Below are 15,740 nucleotides of genomic sequence, written 5' to 3' on the forward strand. Positions count from 1 at the left end.
GTGTGAACGTCTTCTGGCTCGACGAGGACCCTCGACTCGCCGCCCGCTACCACTGCGACCAGCACGTGAGCAAGATGCTGCTGGAGGCGGCGCAGGTCCTCTGTACGGCCGCCAGGGCCAACGGCTACGAGGCGGGGTTCCTCTATCGGTCGACCCACGTCGATCACCCCGTCACGAGGTGGGCCGGCGAGTCCCGGGCCAACTGGCTGCGCCTGCGCGAGTACGCGCGGGCGCTCAACGCGGAGTTCGTCGAGCGCTACGGGAAGACCGAGGATCACGCCAGTTGGAGCGTGATCGAGCGGATCGATCCCGGCGGGATCGCGTTTCCGGCCACGGAGCCGACACCCCGTCCGCAGGCGATGCCCGACGAGTACAGGCGGGACGACGCGGTCGAGGCCTACCGTGCGTACTACGCCGGCGAGAAGGCCGAATGGGCCGAGTGGAGCCACACCGACGAACCGCCGTGGCTCAAGGATCGTTCGACGAACTGACGACCCGAACGGGCGGCCCTATCGACGGATCCCGAAGCCCTCGATCCCCTCGGGGTCGCCGTACTCGACCTCGACGTCCTCGACCCGGGCGGCCGACGAGCCCTCGTGACACCAGCCGACCATCGCCTCGACGTCCTCCTCCGAGCCCTCGAAGACCGCCTCGACGCGGCCGTCGTCGAGGTTCCTCACCCAGCCGTCGACGCCGTGTTCGCGGGCGGTGTCGCGGGTGGTCGCGCGGTAGTAGACGCCCTGGACGGTGCCCGAGACGAGGACGTGTGCGCGTGTCCGGGTCATGGGGGCGAATGTCCGCCCAGCGGTAAAGTTCCCCCGCTCACGACCGTCGGGCACTGAGCCGGCGTTTGACCCCGCTGGCCCACTTCTCGAGCGTCTCCGCGCCGCCGTTCACCCGCTCGCTCGCGCCGTGCAGGCGGGTCAGATACCACGGCTTTCGCCAGTAAAAGGACTCGATCTCGAAGGGGATTCCGTCGGGATACCGTTCGCTCTCGTAGTTCCGGAGGAACTCCCGGGCCATCCCGACGCCCCGCTCGGGGCTGCAGCCGACCGCCCGGTAGTGCTTGACGGGGTGGGTGATCCAGGAGTACTCCCAGTGGGCGTAGGCCTCGACGCTCTCGCCGACGTCGTGCAGGATGAGGTGGAGCTGCCAGTCGGCCAGCGGCGAGGCGCGCCACGCCCACGAGCCGTCGGAGACGTTGCCGTCCACTCGCACTTTGAGCGAGGAGACGACGTTGCGCCGGAACCCCGCGGTCGCGAGCAGTTCCTCGAGTTCCCGCTGGGGCAGGTCGACCGTCCCGACGTACTCCTCCTCGGTGTTGTCGGTCATCGCGTACCCGCCGAATGCCCAGTCGAACAGCCGGTGGATCGGCGGCTTGATCGTCCGACGAGCGCCGTTCAACCGGTTCGGTGCCGAGCCCATCGTCCGCCGTTGGGGATCAGCGCCTATAGCCTTTCATTCTCCGGCCTCCGCCGTCCCCGCCGTTCGGAGGTGGTGGAAGACGTACGTCTGTGCGTAGCCCGCGTACTCCCCGCCGAAGCGCTCGCGGATCGCCCGCGAGGTCTCCCGGTAGGAGCCCCGATCGCACTCCGGGTAGTACTCGGCGATGGCCGACCGGAGCCACGTATCGAGCGGTACGGCCTGCAGATAGCCGAGCGAGAACAGGAGGACGCAGTCCGCGACCTTCGGGCCGACGCCGACGAACCGGGTGAGGAACTCCCGAGCGTCCTCGTAGGGAAGTCCGAGCGCCTCGTCGGGGTGGGCCTCGCCGCTCGCGACCATCTCGGCGGTCTCCTTCACGTAGGGGGCACGGTAGCCCAGCGAGCACTCGCGCAGTTCCTCGACGCTCGCCGCCGCGAGTCGCTCGGGCGTCGGAAACGCGTGGTAGGTCCCGCCACCGATCTCCAGACTCGCCCCGAACCGTTCGGCGAGCGTCGTCTGCATGGCGTGGATCCGCCCGACGCGCATCTGTGCCGAGCAGATGAAGGAGATCAGACACGGGAACGCGGGATCGTTGACGATCCGCAGTCCCCGATGGGCGGCGTAGGCCTCGCGCAGCAGGGAGTCGTCGGGACCGTCCGCGACGATCGCGTCGAGGTCGTCGTCGAGCCTGAGGAGGCGACGCAGGTATGGGACGGCGTCGGTGGTCGCCTCCCATTCGAGGGCGTCGTCGGTCTGGCGGGCCCGGAGGAGTTCGCCGTCGACGACCGTGTGGTACCAGCCCCCCGGCGCGTTCTCGTACAACCGGCCGTCCTCGCGTCGCCAGTGGTACGACTGGCCGCTCTCGAGCGTCAGTCGGAGATCGAGGCCGCCGGGACACGTCTCGAGCGGGATCGCACCACGTTCCATCGCCCCTCCTCGGGAGCCCGCGCGTTTGTGGGTTTCGACTCGCGGGCAACATTCATACCGCTGGCTCGTGATGTTCACAGTGACCATGGACTGTCGAGTTGTCGTCGAGGCGGCCGTTCCGGTGTACGACGTCTCAACGGCCGACGAAGCCGTGCGGATCGCCATCTCGAAGACGGGCGAGATGCTCAATCCCGATCTGAACTACGTCGAGATCTCGATGGGGTCGCGCACCTCGCCCAGCGGCGAGGAACTCGAACCCGCGTTCATCGTCGCCGACGAGGCGCTCGTGGCCCTCGAACTCGAGATGACGGTGTTCAACGTCGAACGCGAGGAACACGCCTCGCGGATCGCCCGCAAGGAGATCGGCCAGCGCCTGCGGAACATCCCGCTCGACGTCCTCGAAGTCGAGGTCATCAAGTCCGACGATGACGAGGAAATCGGTGACGAGAACGACGGAACCGACTCGAAACGGGAGGACGGGGGCAACGACGTGCTGCCGGAGTTCGACGACCTCCTAGAATAGTAAGCCGACCCGACGACGACTTGACGAGCATCGTCCTCATTTTCGCGGATCAGGCGGGTGCCGACCTCGCGAACAGGGAGTTCCGAACGATAGCCGCGTGGCTCTCCGGTCGGCGGTGGTCGGGGAGAATTCGGGCGTTCAGTCGGCCTGAGCGGCGACTGTTTCCTGCGACTCTGCGCTGATGTCGCCCGTGATACCGGTCGCGAGGGCGAACACGGCGGCCTTGTGGTCGGTTTTCGACTTGTGGATCGAGGTGGGTCGTACGCCGAGCGACTCGTACTCCTCGAAATCGGGCGTGCCCGCGTTTTGCTCGTAGTGGTTCGAGACCTCTGCCAGCAGGCCGTGAAGGTGGATGAGCTCCTGCTTTTTCATGAGCACTCAGGGGTTACAGTTGCAGGGTTATATTAGTATCCTGAGTTCCATTGACACACGTAGAGGAAATGACAGTACGGTGAAGTAGGTACAGCGTACGGTACTTATCTATCGCCTAACAGCTCCCGAGGAGGGTTAATCGGCGACTTCCGCGCTCGCCGCACCCGCCGCCGGGTTCGTGTCATCCGCCTGAAGTAGTTCCTTGTAACGGTTGCGAATCGTGACCTCGCTGATGTTCGCGACCTCGCTTACTTCGGCCTGCGTGACCTTCTCGTTGGTGAGCAACGCGGCGGCGTACACCGCCGCGGCGGCCAGCCCGACGGGCGACTTCCCGCTGTGGATGCCCGACTGCTTCGCGTTCGAGAGCAGTTCGCGAGCGCGGTGTTCGGCCTCGTCCGAGAGTTCGAGGTCCGAGGCGAACCGCGGGACGTAGCTCTCGGGGTCCGCGGGCTGGACCTCCAGATCGAGTTCGCGGACCACGTAGCGATACGTGCGGGTGAGCTCCATCCGGTCAATCCGCGAGACCTGTACGATCTCGTCGAGGCTGCGGGGCGTGCCCGCCTGGCGAGCGGCGGCGTAGAGGCTCGCGGTGGCGACGCCCTCGATCGAACGCCCCGGCAGGAGGTCCTCTTCGAGCGCCCGGCGGTAGATCACGCTCGCGGTCTCCCGGACGTTCTTCGGGAGGCCGAGCGCGCTGGCCATGCGGTCGATCTCGCCGAGCGCCTGCTTGAGGTTTCGCTCCTTGGAGTTACGGGTGCGGAATCGCTCGTTCCAGGTGCGCAGGCGCTGCATCTTCTGGCGCTGACGGTTGCTGAGCGTGTTGCCGTAGGCGTCCTTGTTCTGCCAGCCGATGTTGGTCGAAAGGCCCTTGTCGTGCATCATCGTCGTCGTGGGCGCACCGACCCGGCTCTTCTCGTCGCGCTCCGAGGAGTCGAACGCGCGCCACTCCGGCCCGCGATCGATCTCGTTCTCCTCGACGACGAGCCCGCAGTCCGCACAGACCGTCTCGCCGTGTTCGGTGTCCGTCTCGAGGCGACCGCCACACTCGGGGCAGGTGAGCGTCGACTCGCTCTCGGTCGTCTCTTCGGTCCCTTCTCGTTCGGTTTCCGTGACCGACTCGTCAGTGAATGTTCGTTCTTTCATGGATATGATCGTATGACCGCGAGAGTGCGCTCCGGCGGGAGTATCCCTCGAAGAAATCCCGGAGGACTCGTTGCTTCCTAACACTACGTAACACCGAAAGCTACTTAAATGTTTCGCATGCACTTCGGGTGATCGTTCGTGAAGAACGGGAGAGATCGTAGCGGTCGTCGGTGAACGGGCGCTCGATATCGGGGTGGACGTTCGGTAGTGGCTCGGGGCGATGGGAGTCGAATCGGTTCGAGAAACGGGATCGGCTAGTCCCACGTGATCCACGCGAGAAACAGCAGGGCGAGCGTCTCGAGGACGTGAAGCAGCATCATCGCGCGCCAGGCGATGGCAGGGACGGCGGTCGCGAACCAACCGGCGAGCGTCGGATCGACGAGGTAGTAGTACAGCGCGAGCGCGTTCTCGGCGAGCAGGAGAAGCGAGAAGACCAACAGCCCGAGGGTGTGTTTCGAGCGGAACTGCCAGTAGTTGCGCGCCCAGATGACGCCGAGGACGAGCAACAGGAGGACGTTCGCGGCAACCGAGATCCGGGCGATCGTCGGCCAGATACCGGGATCGGTCTGAAGCGGTCCCCAAATCGGGGCTCCCAGGAGGCGCTGAAGCGAGAGAACGCCCGCGGTCGCGGTGACGGCTTCTGTCCAGGGCCCCATCTACGCTCCCCCTTTCCGCCGCGTTCTGATATACGCTTTCCCAAATTCGTCCATAGTTACTCCATCCGTTCGATGATCGTCTCGACGGTGTCCCAGTGGTCCTCGACCTGGTCGGTCGTGAGGTACACCGCACCGTAGTCGCCGCCGCTCTTGCGGACCATCCCGTTGTCCATCAACACGTCGAGGTGGTGGCGGACCGTCGTGTAATCCAGATCGAGGTCCTCGGCGAGTTGGTTTGCATTGCGTGGCCGTTCGTCGATCGCCCGCAGAAGCCGAACGCGGTTCGGCCCGCCGCGAGTCCCGGTGAGCACGTACCAGAGAACGGCCTCCATCGTTCCCTCTATCGCTGGTTATCACTGTAAGAATAGCGGTTCCTCTCGGTCGGTGACAGTACGGATCGGGGAAGGAACCGTCGAAGGCGAATCGGTGCGGTCGTCTCGCTGCCGCCCGATTCGTGTTCTCGGCGATCCCGGGTCGGACGGCGGGCCTTCGAGTGAACGGGCTCCTGAATCCCGGCCGGAGGTCCGAGTCCTGGTCCGTCAGACCGTAAACAGATGTCCCTCCTGCGGAACCGACAGAACGCCGATCCGCGCCCCGGCGTCGAGCCAGCCGTGGCCGTACGAAAAGGATGCGAGCGCGTTCACGCGGTCGTCTTCCTCTCGGAAGTGCCGGCCGTCCTCGAGGTACGACCGTGCCATCTCGAGACACTCCTCGGCCGCCTCCGCGAGGGGCGTTCCGTCGTCTCCTGCGGGTTCGGCGGTATCGAGCGCGTCCGCGAGCAATCGCTCGTAGCGGTCGGTCTTCTCCTCTAGGTCGGCGGGCATACCGATCGCTCGTCCGAGCAGTGCCTAAGAGCTTCGGCTACGGGGCGACCGGCGTAGCGGCTACACCTGTAGGAATGGCGCAGAATAAGTACCGCGCGGCCGTACCGTTTCCGTATGAGCGACCATCCCCGGGTGGAGATCTACACCAAGAACGACTGTCCGTACTGCGAGAAGGCCAAAGAGCTCTTCGACGCGAAGGGGATCGACTACGAACTGTACAACGTCTCGGAGGACGAGGAACTGTTCGAGGAGATGGTCGAACGCGCCGAGGGTCGAAAGACGGCTCCCGAGGTGTTCGTCGACGACGAACTCCTTGGAGGGTGGGACGAGACCAGCGCGCTCGACGAGACGGGCGAACTCGACGAGAGACTCGGCATCGAAAGCGAGAGCGAGGAGCACCGCCGGCTGATCGTCGCCGGCAGCGGGATCGCCGGGCTCACGGCGGCGATCTACGCCGCCCGCTCGAACAACGAACCCCTCGTCATCGAGGGCACCGAACCCGGCGGCCAGCTCACCCTCACGACGGACGTCGCCAACTACCCCGGCTTCCCGGAGGGCATCTCGGGTCCGGAACTGATCAACAACATGAAAGAGCAGGCGACGCAGTTCGGTGCCGACGTGATCAACGGCGTGATCGAGGCGGTCGACGACTCGGCACGGCCCTACGAGGTGCGAATGAAGGACGGCGACGTCTACACGACCGACGCGCTGATCGCTGCCAGCGGCGCGAGCGCGCGCACCCTCGGGATCCCGGGCGAGGACGAGATGATGGGCTACGGCGTCTCGACGTGTGCGACCTGCGACGGCGCGTTCTTCCGCGGCGAGGAGATGGTCGTCGTCGGCGGTGGCGACGCCGCAATGGAGGAGGCCAACTTCCTCACGAAGTTCGCCGAGAAGGTCTATCTGATCCATCGGCGCGAGGAGTTCCGCGCCGAGGACTACTGGATCGACCGGATCGAGGAGCAGGTCGAGGAGGGCAACGTCGAGATCCTCCGAAACACCGAGGTCACGGAGATCCACGGCACGCCCGAGGCCGGCGTCGAGACGGTCTCGCTCGTGACCCACCCCGAGGGCCACCCGACGGCGAAACTCGACGACCCCGAAACGGAGGAGTACGATCTGGACGCGGGGGCGTTCTTCATCGCCATCGGCCACACGCCCAACACCGAGTATCTCGACGGTACGGGTGTGGAGATGGCCGCCGAGGGATACCTCAAGACCCGCGGCGGGAAGGGCGGCGGCCAGACGAAGACCGCCGTCCCGGGGATCTTCGGCGCGGGCGACGTGGTCGATTACCACTACCAGCAGGCGGTCACGGCGGCCGGGATGGGCTGTAAGGCCGCCATCGACGCCGACGAGTTCCTCGAAGACGAGCAGCGGAGCGCGAGTGCCGCCGCCGAACCCGCGGTCGCGGAATCCGACTAACGAAAGCCCTCACTCGGGACTGGCGTCCCTCGTTCGCCCTTTTCATTTCCCAGGAAAAGATCGCTACGCGGTCTTTTCGGGCTGAGCGATGGCGGAGCCATCGCGAGGTCCGCGGAAACTCTGTTCCCGCGAGATCCCAGAAATCTCCGATTTCTGAGGACCGCCAGGTACCGCCGAGTCGCGCCGTCCGGTCGGACGGCGCTCTCGGGACGCCTGCCCTTCCCCGTTCGCTTCGCGGCCGGCGGCCGCGAAGCAAGGCCACCGCGCTCACTCTCGCTTTTCGAGGCGCTCGTGGGTGTCTGCCCACTCCGCCAACCGTCTCCTCGCCGCTCGCTCCCTCCGTGAAATCGGGTCGTCGATCCCCAACTCATCCCCCGAAAACGCGTTCATCACGACGAACTCGCTATCCTCGCAGGCGGCGAGCAACGCCTCCACGTCGCCGGTCTCGTGCTGGAACGGGATCGTCGCGTCGTTGACGAACACGGCGCGGGAGGGCGGCATCGACTCGACGAGTTTCATCCCGTTGCGGGCGTTCTCGCGGGCGAGATCCAGCGCCTCCGTTTCGGTGTCGCCCGCCGCTCGCGGCGCATACGCGTCGAGAACGCCGACCCACGCCCGGTCGGGGAGGTCGGTGAAACGGTCGAGCCGTCCACCCAGCAACACGCCGTCGCGCTCGACCTCGGGGGCGAACTCGAGGACCGCCACGTTTTCGGCGCCGTGCTCCTCGACCCACGCGGCGAGCGCCCCCGCGGTGAGGCGGGTCTTGCCGACGTTCGAGGGGCCGGTGAGCAGGACGCGCCCGCTCGTCGGAAGGGTCATACCTCGGCGGGCGCGGGTCGCCGTGCGGTGCGGGCGAATCGGACGAGCAGGAGTGCGCTCGCGAGGCCGATCCCGGCGGCGAAGACGACGACGAACGCCGAGAGCGGATCGGTGATCGCGGCGGCCTGCTCACGGACGAACGTGCCGGCGGTGACGAGCGCAACGCCCAGCAAGACGAGACCAGCGAGGTTCGCGGGCAGCGAGAGGGGCGTTTCGACCACGCCGGGGTCGTTGAGCAAGAGGAGTATCACGATGATCGCGAAGGGCGTGCCGACCAGCCCGAACGCGAGGACGAGCACCAGAAGCGGGAAGAAGGATCCCTCCAAAAAGGCCCCGAGCGAGGAGGCCAGCGCGACACAGACGACCAGCGCGCGGTATCGCGGGTCCGTGACGGACTGGCCCCAGCCCAGCTTGTCGGCGAGCGCGTACGGTGGGACGACGGTGTTGCCCCCGAGGGTGGAGACCGCAGCGCCCAGAAGCCCCAGCAAGAACAGCCACGTCGCGGCCGTGCCGACGGCGGGTTCGAGCGCCTGCCCCGCCCCGATCGCGGTGATCGCGGCGGCGTCGACCGCGGGGGTGTGAAGGACGCTCGCGGCGACGAGGAAGATGGCGAGGCTGTACCCGCCGAAGGCGAGCACCATCGACGAGCCGACGTCGAACCGTGCGAGCGCGCCGTCCTCGCAGGTCCAGCCGCGGGCGCGCATGGTGTAGCTCTGCATCACGAGCAGGGTGACGTGGACCGCGCCGCCCAGAACGCCCGCGGCGACGAGCGCGCCGTCGAGGCCCGCGGGGATCCGCGGAACCAGCCCGCTTGCGGCGGCCCCGGGGTCGATCGGGACCACGATCGCCGTCGCGACGAACAGCACCACCACGAGCGAGACCAGCGCTTTCGCGCCGATCTCGGCGATCCGGTAGCCCCCGCCGGCCAGCCCGACAGCGAGCACGAGCGCCCAGAGGACGCCCCAGACGCGGGCGTCGACGCCGGTGAGGGTCGCACTCACGTCCGCGACCGTCTTCATGATCACCAACTGGGCGAGACCGGCCGCGAGCACGACGTCGAGCACGAGCACCCACGCCCACCCCTCTCCGAGATGCACCTCGACCGTCGAGACGATCCCCCGTTCGGTGAACAGTCCGAGGCGAGCGGCCAGATACTGGCCGAGCGCTCCCAAGAGGGCCGAGAGGATCACGACCCACAGTAGCGCATACCCGTAGCCCGCACCCGCGGTCAACAGGCTCGCCATCGTCGCCGGGCCCGCCGCGATCGCGCCCGCGAGCCAGGTCGGTCCGAGCCGACCCCCGTATTCGCGCACCGTCTCGATCATTGTACCCGCTTTCCCCCTCGAGTATATAACCGCGTGGTATCACTCGCTTCCGACCGTCGGGGGCGGCGTCTCGTCGGTAGACGGCACATCGACGTCGAACCCGTCGCCCCGAGCCGACTGGACCCGCTGTGGATACGGGATCGTGATCCCCTCGCGGTCGAACGCCTCCTTGATCGCCTCCATCGCCTCGGTCTGGGCGTTCCACTTGCGGCGCATCGTCGGATCGCCGATCCAGACCCGGAGTTCGAGCAGTATCGAGGAGTCGGCGAACCGTTTGGCGACCACCTGCGGATCGGGGGAGGACTTGATCGAGTCCAGGTCGCTCACCGCGTCGACGATCACGGCCCGTGCGTGTTCGATCTCCGTCCCGTAGTCGATCCCGACCTCGATCTCGACGCGGAGCTGATCGTTTCGCGAGAGGTTCGTGAGGTCGCTCTCGGTGATGATGTCGTTGGGCACCAGGACGTGTTCGTCGCTGAAGGTCTGGATCTTCGTGTTGAAGATCGTCACGTCCTTGACGATCCCCGAGTGGTCCTTGACCTCGATCCAGTCGCCGACGCGAAACGGCCGCGAGAACAGCAGGATGAACCCCGCGAGCACCGCCGCGAGCGTCTCGCGGGCCGCCAGTCCGACGATCGCGGTGATCGCGCCGGCCCCGATGAAGATGTTGGTCAGGTCGACCCCCCAGAGCGTGAGAACCAGCGTCATCGCCCCGAGGGCGATCCCGATGTCCGCGACGTGGTAGGCGACCTCGCTCTGGTGTTTGGTCAGCGAGGACGTCCGCTGGAGTTCGTCGATCGACCGGTTGAGAAAGCGGATCAGCAGATACGCCACGAGCACGAGCGAGACCGTCACGAGTTGCTTGATCGCGGTCCAGCGGTCGATCGCCAGCGTCTCGAGGACGAGCCGGATGAAGTAGGTGACGTGCCAGACGACGCTGAGCGCGTAGATCCCGGTGGCGACGACGAACAGCAGCCAGACGATCCGGCTGGCTTCCCCGACGTGGCGGTCGTAGCGACGGCCGACGAACGTCTCCACTCTCCGACCGAAGTCGAGCGAGAGGACGACCAGCGCGACGAGGGCCGCCGTCGCGAGCAGCTGCACTCCGATATCCGAAAAGTACGCCTGCTGGATGTCGACGACCGGATCGGGTCGAAGCGACGACACGCTCCCTGCGGCGGCGAGGTCGGCCCACATCTATCGTAGCGTCACATAGGATCGCGGTACTGATGTGTTTTAGTATTCGCCCGGCACCTGCCATCAGTCGAGGTCGTCGGAGAGGAGGGTGCTCTCGACGAGCGTCCGGTGTGCCCTGCGGAGGCGTTCGGAGAGCGCCTGATGGGAGATGTCGAGTTCGGACGCGAACTCGCCCATCGTCACCGTCCGCGGGATGTCGTAGTAGCCGCGCTCGATCGCGGCCAGCAGGGTCGTCCGCTGGTCCTCAGTGAGACCGTAGCGCCGTGTACGGTTCGCCTCTACCGAGGCGACGTGCGTGATATCCAGTTCGATCCCGGCGTCCTCCGCGCGTTCGTGCGCTCGCGAGGCGGTCTCGCGCTCGGGGAACAACACCCGAAAGCGCCACCTGCCGTCGCTCGCGTGCGCACGGAGGATCGTTCCCGACTCGCCGGCGAGCACCGAGAGGGCTTCACGCGCCGACTCGGCCCACCACAGCCGGTAGAGGCGTTTCCCGTCGTCGTCGGTGATCGGGTCGGCCCGCTCGACCGACGGGTCCGCTTTCAGCGTCGCGTCGATCGTCTCGTCCCCGGTATCGAACCAGACGAGGCCCACCGACCATCCCTCGGGATGGCCAACGACGGGTTCGACCGTACAGTCGAGGGTGGGATGCGATCGAAACGTCTCGGACAGCGCGAACGCCTCCGCCGACAACGAAACCCCCACACGGATCGCCATGCTCACCCTCACCCTCGCTGGCTCCACGAAAAAGCCGATGGCCTGCAGTCGCCTGCAAGTAGTATTTATCCTAGTGTCAGTATGTTTATTACACATCACATCAATTAATAGATGTAATCGGCGTTGATTCCAGCAATGAGACAGATACCCACTACCGAGCCCCGAAACGGGTTGGTTCTCGCGCCGACGACGAATCCGATCGAGGGCGTCGAGCGGGTGTTCGACCGGCAGGCCGCGCTCCGGGAGTGGAACGTGCTGATCGTCGCCTACGGCTATAGCCATCGGGACCTCCGAACGGCGTGGCACGACCGTATCGACGACGCGCCCGCCGCGTTCGGAACGATCACGGTCGGGAACGGTGGTGATGGGGGTGGTGACGTCGCTCCCGTCTCGCGGGCGGGACGTGACGTCACCACCTCGATCCGGGCCCGGACGGATCTGGCCGAGTTGGGGACCACGATCAGCCTGTATCTCGACGACTGGACGGAGGGCCGAACGCTCGTCTGTTTCCACACGCTCGAGGACCTGCTCGATGGCGTCGGAACTCAGACCGCGTTCCGGTTCCTGCACGTCCTGACCCGTCGACTCGCCAAGGCCGACGCTGTCGGTCGGTTCTCGCTCGATCCGCTCGCCGTCGACGAACGAACGATCCGGACGCTCGAACCGCTGTTCGACGTCGTCTATCAGGAAGGCGAGGAGCCCCCGTCGATCACCCCCGAGACGGCCTTCGACGTGCTCCGTGCGCCGCGTCGGCGATACGTCCTGCACTACCTGCGGGAGAACCCCGGCCCGACGACGGTCGCGGCGCTCGCAGACTGGGTGGCCCGGTACGAACCCGACGCCGACGACGGGCGACTCGAGACCTCGATGTATCACTCCCACCTCCCGAAACTGGAGAACGCGGGTCTGATCTCCCTCGACGGGACGCGCGTGTCGGGGCGACCCACGATCGAGTCGCTCGCGCCGTATCTCGAACTGGTTTCCGGCCACGATCTCCCCGGTTAACGTCCCCATAATATTACCAGTTCGTCCTGTCACGATCGGGTATGTCCGAACAGGAGTCCGCCGGCGACGCACGCGACGAACCGCGCGCGGAAGGCAGCACGACCGCGTTTTTCGCCCGCGTGATCGTCAGGCTGGGGCTTGTCGTCCTCGGCACCGTCCTGTTGCTGTTCGCGCTCGGACGGGCGTTCGGTCTCGACTTGCTCGGGGCGGTCGCCGACTTCCTCGCGACGGAAACGGGGCGGTGGCTCGCCGTCGCCTTCCTCGCGCTCGTGTTGATCAGCGTCGCCGCGAGTGGCTGGCGCTACCGCCGTCCGCCAGCCTGATACTGTCGGCTGTAACCCGTTAGTTGGGACTCCGACGATTCGACCGTTCCCGGCGGTGGGTACGTACAGCCGACAGTATGACGTTCCGGGAACTCTATCCACGGGAGGGATTCGGCCACCGACGGACGTTCGTCGACGCCCGGGGACGTGGTGCCGAACGGTGGAGACGTCGAGCCACGACGCTTAACAGCGAGCGGGACCCACATCGGTCAATGGGAGCGCGGCTGCCGGGCATCGAATCCGAGACGGGAGAGCGAATCGTCGCTCACGCCGACATGGATTGTTTCTACGCGTCCTGTGAGCGCCTTCGAGAGCCCGCACTCCGCGGCGAGCCGCTCGTGGTCGGGATGGGCTATGAACCCGGCGAAACGGCCGGAGCGGTCGCGACCGCGAGCTACGAGGCCCGCGCGTTCGGCGTCGAGAGCGCACAGGCGATCTCCGAGGCGCTCGAACGCCTCCCCCGGAAGCGGGATGCCGCGACCGATCCCGACCTCGACGTCCGGAAGGCGGGGTTCTACCGGCCCGTCGACATGGGGTTCTACGAGTCCGTAAGCGAAGACGTACGGGAGATCCTGCACGCGCACGCCGAGACCGTCCGCGAGGTGAGCATCGACGAGGCGTATCTCGACGTCACCGAAAAAACGATGTGGGACGAGGCCGGGGACTTCGCCCGCGGGATCAAGGAGCGCATCCGCGAGGAGGTCGGCGTCGTCGCGAGCATCGGGATCGCCCCGAACATGAGCACCGCGAAGATCGCGAGCGACGCCGAGAAGCCCGACGGTCTGGTCGTGGTCCGCCCCGAGGAGGTCCGCGACTTCCTCGCGCCCGTCCCGATCGAGGACCTCCACGGGGTGGGTCCCGTCACCGCCCGTACCCTCCGCGAACGCGGGATCGGGACGGCGGACGACCTCGCCACCGCGGACCGTCGAGCGCTGATAGCGGAGTTCGGCGAGCGCGGGGCGGCCCTCTACGATCGCGCCCGCGGCGAGGACGACCGCGAGGTCACGCCCACGGGCCGTCCCAAGAGCCTCTCGCGGGAATCGGCGTTCGTCGAACCGACGACGGACAGAGAGGAGATCGAAGAGCGTCTACTGACGCTCGCGGCGGCGGTCGCGGAGCGCGCCACCCGACGGGACGCGCTCTACCGAACCATCGGGATCAAGGTCGTCACCCCGCCGTTCGACGTCCACACGCGCGCCCGCTCGCTTCCCGGCCCGGTCGACGATCCCGCGCTGGTCGAGCGGGTCGTCCGGGATCTCTTAGAGGAGTTCACGGGCGAGCGAATCCGAAAGGTCGGCGCACGCGTCTCGAACCTCGAGTTCGACTCGGCAGCCCAAACCAGCCTCGACGGCTGGGCCGGCGGGGACGACGCAGAGGTGGATTCCGACGGTAGCGAGGCTCGAGTGAAGTCGACCGGCGGGTCCGCCGACCGATCGGGCCAGGCCTCGCTCTCGGAGTTCGAGTGATACCGTCGGTCGTAGTCCCGTACCGGTGATCGCCTGTACGGGTCAGCGATCACCGATACCCAGTTACGACCGACCGTATGAGTCTTTATCAACGGGGCGTTCCTACCACCGGCCATGACGACAGTCGAGATCGAGTACTGCGTCCCCTGTGGCTTCCTCGAGCGCGCCGAGGCCGTTCAGCACGCCCTGCTCTCGCAGTTCGGCGAGGGGATCGACGAACTCGCCCTCGTTACCGGCGACCACGGCATCTTCGAGGTCCGCGTCGACGGCGAGGTCGTCTTCGAGAAGAGCGAGGACGAATTCGACGTCGATCGGATCACGCGGGACGTTCGTGCCTACGTCTCGTAAAACGAACGCCCTACAGCGGTTCTACGAGGGCTTCGAGCGCCGCACGCGGGTCGTCGGCCTTCGCGACGCCGCTCGCCAGCAGGACGCCCTCCGCGCCGAGTTCCTCGGCGGCGATCAGGTCCTCGCCCGTGCTGATTCCGGCCCCACAGAGCACCTCGACGCTCTCGTCGACGGCCTCCGCGGCGGCGACCGCGTCGGTGACGACGTCGGGATCGGCCTGGCTGACGGGGGTACCCGTACCGATGAGTTCGGGCGGTTCGACCGCGACGGCGTCGGGGCCGAGCGCGGCGACCGCCTTCACCTGTTCGGGGTTGTTCGCACAGACGACCGTCTCGAGGCCGGCGCGCTCCGCCGCATCGAGGCCGGCGTCGATGTCCGCGAGTCTCAGGCGCTTCTCGGAGTGGTTCAACAGCGTACCGGTCGCGCCCGCCTCCGCGAGCGACCCGGCGAGCGCGCTGCCGGTGTGACTCCCGGGCTCGTTGCCGTCGACGTGCTGGGCCCACGTCTCGACGCCCGTCTCGGCGACGGATTCCAGCCGGGCGGTCTGGGGCGCGACGGCGATCCGCGCGCCCGACGCCTCGCCCACCTCGTAGGCGATCTCCCCGATCTCGACCGGATCGCACGGATAGGCCTTGCAGTTTATCAGAACGAACACGTCTCGTCCGAGGGCCGGGCGGCTAATGAGTCTCCCGAATCAGGAGTCCTTGCGGGTGACGACGTCGCCCAGCGTGTAGCTGCCGGTCGAGGAGCTACCTTCCCACTCGGTATCCTCCGTTTCGCCGCCCTCAGACAGCGAGATCTCGAGTTTGCGTTCGAGTTTCTTCTGGACCGAGTCGCTCGGGAGCATGTCGCCGCGTTCGAGTTTGCGGATCAGGCTCGCCTTCTCGTTGAGTTCGCCCGCGAGGTCCTCCTGGCTCAGTCCGGCCGATTCGCGGGCCTGTCGGATCCGCTGGTCGTAATCCGCGGCGACCTCCTCCATCTCGTCGAACATGTCGCGTCGACGCCGGCTCCCGCCGCTCGACCCGCCCGAGGAATCACCGGCGCTCGAATCGGACGTACCCGACGAGGAGGACGTCGAGTACTTCGTGGAGGTTTCGGAGGACTCCTGGGTTCGGACCTCCGTCCCGAACTCCGCACAGGAGTCACAGACATCGAGTTCAGCGCCCTCGATCTTGACCGTCTTCGGTGTGGACGTCTCGGTGCCACACATCTCACACTGAACCATACCCGCCCTTGCAGGCGGGGGTG

The 15,740-nt window shown here is 66.7% G+C and carries 21 protein-coding genes; 7 read left to right on the forward strand and 14 right to left on the reverse strand.

The genetic code is table 11. The features are described from left to right. The first annotated feature begins 2 nt into the window (after positions 1 to 2). Positions 3 to 491, forward strand: coding sequence for a hypothetical protein (locus tag QRT08_RS02710; RefSeq protein ID WP_286044242.1), 489 nt, complete (start codon positions 3 to 5; stop codon positions 489 to 491). Positions 492 to 509: 18 nt separating this feature from the next. Here QRT08_RS02710 and QRT08_RS02715 read toward each other — a convergent pair whose 3' ends face one another. Genes QRT08_RS02715 through QRT08_RS02725 form a run of 3 tightly spaced genes read right to left on the reverse strand, consistent with a single transcriptional unit; the run spans position 510 to position 2,352 of the window. Then, a complete protein-coding gene (locus tag QRT08_RS02715) occupies positions 510 to 785 on the reverse strand; it encodes an acylphosphatase (RefSeq protein WP_286044243.1) in 276 nt (91 codons plus the stop codon). A 37-nt stretch (positions 786 to 822) separates the two neighbouring features. Then, on the reverse strand, positions 823 to 1,425 hold the full coding sequence (locus tag QRT08_RS02720; protein ID WP_286044244.1) for a hypothetical protein: 603 nt from the start codon (positions 1,423 to 1,425) through the stop codon (positions 823 to 825). A gap of 33 nt (positions 1,426 to 1,458) precedes the next feature. Beyond that, positions 1,459 to 2,352: a DNA-3-methyladenine glycosylase family protein gene (locus QRT08_RS02725; protein ID WP_286044246.1), complete on the reverse strand. Its 894-nt coding sequence runs from the start codon at positions 2,350 to 2,352 to the stop codon at positions 1,459 to 1,461. An 85-nt stretch (positions 2,353 to 2,437) separates the two neighbouring features. Between QRT08_RS02725 and QRT08_RS02730 the strand changes: the two genes are divergently transcribed. After that, positions 2,438 to 2,875, forward strand: a complete 438-nt coding sequence (locus QRT08_RS02730; protein WP_286044248.1) for a DUF555 domain-containing protein — start codon at positions 2,438 to 2,440, stop codon at positions 2,873 to 2,875. 138 nt (positions 2,876 to 3,013) lie between these two features. Here QRT08_RS02730 and QRT08_RS02735 read toward each other — a convergent pair whose 3' ends face one another. The 5 genes from QRT08_RS02735 to QRT08_RS02755 form a co-directional block, all read right to left on the reverse strand. After that, the gene (locus QRT08_RS02735; protein WP_286044250.1) at positions 3,014 to 3,247 is read right to left on the reverse strand and encodes a UPF0058 family protein; all 234 of its coding nucleotides are present in this window, start codon (positions 3,245 to 3,247) and stop codon (positions 3,014 to 3,016) included. Between the two features lie 135 nt (positions 3,248 to 3,382). After that, positions 3,383 to 4,390: a transcription initiation factor IIB gene (locus QRT08_RS02740; RefSeq protein ID WP_286044252.1), complete on the reverse strand. Its 1,008-nt coding sequence runs from the start codon at positions 4,388 to 4,390 to the stop codon at positions 3,383 to 3,385. Positions 4,391 to 4,644: 254 nt separating this feature from the next. Beyond that, positions 4,645 to 4,944, reverse strand: coding sequence for a DUF8036 family membrane protein (locus QRT08_RS02745; protein ID WP_483299932.1), 300 nt, complete (start codon positions 4,942 to 4,944; stop codon positions 4,645 to 4,647). Between the two features lie 158 nt (positions 4,945 to 5,102). Further along, positions 5,103 to 5,378, reverse strand: a complete 276-nt coding sequence (locus QRT08_RS02750) for a winged helix-turn-helix domain-containing protein (protein WP_286044254.1) — start codon at positions 5,376 to 5,378, stop codon at positions 5,103 to 5,105. A 207-nt stretch (positions 5,379 to 5,585) separates the two neighbouring features. Next, positions 5,586 to 5,870, reverse strand: a complete 285-nt coding sequence (locus QRT08_RS02755) for a DUF357 domain-containing protein (protein WP_286044256.1) — start codon at positions 5,868 to 5,870, stop codon at positions 5,586 to 5,588. Between the two features lie 114 nt (positions 5,871 to 5,984). Between QRT08_RS02755 and QRT08_RS02760 the strand changes: the two genes are divergently transcribed. Beyond that, entirely contained in the window at positions 5,985 to 7,295 is a 1,311-nt protein-coding gene (locus QRT08_RS02760; protein WP_286044258.1) for an FAD-dependent oxidoreductase, read from the forward strand. A 267-nt stretch (positions 7,296 to 7,562) separates the two neighbouring features. Here the strand turns inward: QRT08_RS02760 and QRT08_RS02765 are convergent, their stop codons facing one another. The 4 genes from QRT08_RS02765 to QRT08_RS02780 form a co-directional block, all read right to left on the reverse strand. Beyond that, complete coding sequence (locus QRT08_RS02765; RefSeq protein WP_286044260.1) at positions 7,563 to 8,114, reverse strand: DEAD/DEAH box helicase family protein; 552 nt, start codon at positions 8,112 to 8,114, stop codon at positions 7,563 to 7,565. After that, the gene (locus tag QRT08_RS02770; RefSeq protein ID WP_286044262.1) at positions 8,111 to 9,439 is read right to left on the reverse strand and encodes an NRAMP family divalent metal transporter; all 1,329 of its coding nucleotides are present in this window, start codon (positions 9,437 to 9,439) and stop codon (positions 8,111 to 8,113) included. Before QRT08_RS02770 ends, QRT08_RS02765 begins: the two co-directional genes overlap by 4 nt. 39 nt (positions 9,440 to 9,478) lie before the next feature. Next, positions 9,479 to 10,636: a mechanosensitive ion channel family protein gene (locus tag QRT08_RS02775; RefSeq protein WP_286044263.1), complete on the reverse strand. Its 1,158-nt coding sequence runs from the start codon at positions 10,634 to 10,636 to the stop codon at positions 9,479 to 9,481. Between the two features lie 63 nt (positions 10,637 to 10,699). Continuing rightward, a complete protein-coding gene (locus tag QRT08_RS02780) occupies positions 10,700 to 11,350 on the reverse strand; it encodes a helix-turn-helix domain-containing protein (RefSeq protein ID WP_286044265.1) in 651 nt (216 codons plus the stop codon). 135 nt (positions 11,351 to 11,485) lie between these two features. Between QRT08_RS02780 and QRT08_RS02785 the strand changes: the two genes are divergently transcribed. The 4 genes from QRT08_RS02785 to QRT08_RS02800 all read left to right on the forward strand — a co-directional run bounded on the left by QRT08_RS02785 (position 11,486) and on the right by QRT08_RS02800 (position 14,492). Continuing rightward, positions 11,486 to 12,355 (forward strand): DUF7504 family protein, encoded by an 870-nt coding sequence (locus tag QRT08_RS02785; protein ID WP_286044267.1) that lies wholly within the window; start codon positions 11,486 to 11,488, stop codon positions 12,353 to 12,355. A 41-nt stretch (positions 12,356 to 12,396) separates the two neighbouring features. Next, positions 12,397 to 12,678 carry a hypothetical protein gene (locus QRT08_RS02790; RefSeq protein ID WP_286044269.1) on the forward strand — a complete coding sequence of 94 codons (282 nt, stop codon included), beginning with the start codon at positions 12,397 to 12,399 and terminating at the stop codon, positions 12,676 to 12,678. Between the two features lie 212 nt (positions 12,679 to 12,890). Further along, complete coding sequence (gene dinB / locus QRT08_RS02795) at positions 12,891 to 14,144, forward strand: DNA polymerase IV (RefSeq protein ID WP_286044271.1); 1,254 nt, start codon at positions 12,891 to 12,893, stop codon at positions 14,142 to 14,144. A 114-nt stretch (positions 14,145 to 14,258) separates the two neighbouring features. Continuing rightward, positions 14,259 to 14,492 carry an Rdx family protein gene (locus QRT08_RS02800; protein WP_286044272.1) on the forward strand — a complete coding sequence of 78 codons (234 nt, stop codon included), beginning with the start codon at positions 14,259 to 14,261 and terminating at the stop codon, positions 14,490 to 14,492. 10 nt (positions 14,493 to 14,502) lie between these two features. Here QRT08_RS02800 and tpiA read toward each other — a convergent pair whose 3' ends face one another. Continuing rightward, on the reverse strand, positions 14,503 to 15,147 hold the full coding sequence (tpiA, locus tag QRT08_RS02805) for a triose-phosphate isomerase (protein ID WP_286044274.1): 645 nt from the start codon (positions 15,145 to 15,147) through the stop codon (positions 14,503 to 14,505). Between the two features lie 39 nt (positions 15,148 to 15,186). Then, positions 15,187 to 15,717 carry a multiprotein bridging factor aMBF1 gene (locus QRT08_RS02810; RefSeq protein ID WP_286044276.1) on the reverse strand — a complete coding sequence of 177 codons (531 nt, stop codon included), beginning with the start codon at positions 15,715 to 15,717 and terminating at the stop codon, positions 15,187 to 15,189. Positions 15,718 to 15,740 lie beyond the last annotated feature (23 nt).

The sequence above is a fragment of the Halalkalicoccus sp. NIPERK01 genome (assembly GCF_030287405.1).
Classification (GTDB): domain Archaea; phylum Halobacteriota; class Halobacteria; order Halobacteriales; family Halalkalicoccaceae; genus Halalkalicoccus.

Bases quoted from the DNA above. Each gene is read 5' to 3' on its own strand.
- QRT08_RS02715 (WP_286044243.1), bottom strand. From the start codon at position 785: ATGACCCGGACACGCGCACACGTCCTCGTCTCGGGCACCGTCCAGGGC.
- QRT08_RS02720 (WP_286044244.1), bottom strand. From the start codon at position 1,425: ATGGGCTCGGCACCGAACCGGTTGAACGGCGCTCGTCGGACGATCAAG.
- QRT08_RS02725 (WP_286044246.1), bottom strand. From the start codon at position 2,352: ATGGAACGTGGTGCGATCCCGCTCGAGACGTGTCCCGGCGGCCTCGAT.
- QRT08_RS02730 (WP_286044248.1), top strand. From the start codon at position 2,438: ATGGACTGTCGAGTTGTCGTCGAGGCGGCCGTTCCGGTGTACGACGTC.
- QRT08_RS02735 (WP_286044250.1), bottom strand. From the start codon at position 3,247: ATGAAAAAGCAGGAGCTCATCCACCTTCACGGCCTGCTGGCAGAGGTC.
- QRT08_RS02740 (WP_286044252.1), bottom strand. From the start codon at position 4,390: ATGAAAGAACGAACATTCACTGACGAGTCGGTCACGGAAACCGAACGA.
- QRT08_RS02750 (WP_286044254.1), bottom strand. From the start codon at position 5,378: ATGGAGGCCGTTCTCTGGTACGTGCTCACCGGGACTCGCGGCGGGCCG.
- QRT08_RS02755 (WP_286044256.1), bottom strand. From the start codon at position 5,870: ATGCCCGCCGACCTAGAGGAGAAGACCGACCGCTACGAGCGATTGCTC.
- QRT08_RS02760 (WP_286044258.1), top strand. From the start codon at position 5,985: ATGAGCGACCATCCCCGGGTGGAGATCTACACCAAGAACGACTGTCCG.
- QRT08_RS02765 (WP_286044260.1), bottom strand. From the start codon at position 8,114: ATGACCCTTCCGACGAGCGGGCGCGTCCTGCTCACCGGCCCCTCGAAC.
- QRT08_RS02770 (WP_286044262.1), bottom strand. From the start codon at position 9,439: ATGATCGAGACGGTGCGCGAATACGGGGGTCGGCTCGGACCGACCTGG.
- QRT08_RS02775 (WP_286044263.1), bottom strand. From the start codon at position 10,636: ATGTGGGCCGACCTCGCCGCCGCAGGGAGCGTGTCGTCGCTTCGACCC.
- QRT08_RS02780 (WP_286044265.1), bottom strand. From the start codon at position 11,350: ATGGCGATCCGTGTGGGGGTTTCGTTGTCGGCGGAGGCGTTCGCGCTG.
- QRT08_RS02785 (WP_286044267.1), top strand. From the start codon at position 11,486: ATGAGACAGATACCCACTACCGAGCCCCGAAACGGGTTGGTTCTCGCG.
- QRT08_RS02790 (WP_286044269.1), top strand. From the start codon at position 12,397: ATGTCCGAACAGGAGTCCGCCGGCGACGCACGCGACGAACCGCGCGCG.
- dinB (WP_286044271.1), top strand. From the start codon at position 12,891: ATGGGAGCGCGGCTGCCGGGCATCGAATCCGAGACGGGAGAGCGAATC.
- QRT08_RS02800 (WP_286044272.1), top strand. From the start codon at position 14,259: ATGACGACAGTCGAGATCGAGTACTGCGTCCCCTGTGGCTTCCTCGAG.
- QRT08_RS02810 (WP_286044276.1), bottom strand. From the start codon at position 15,717: ATGGTTCAGTGTGAGATGTGTGGCACCGAGACGTCCACACCGAAGACG.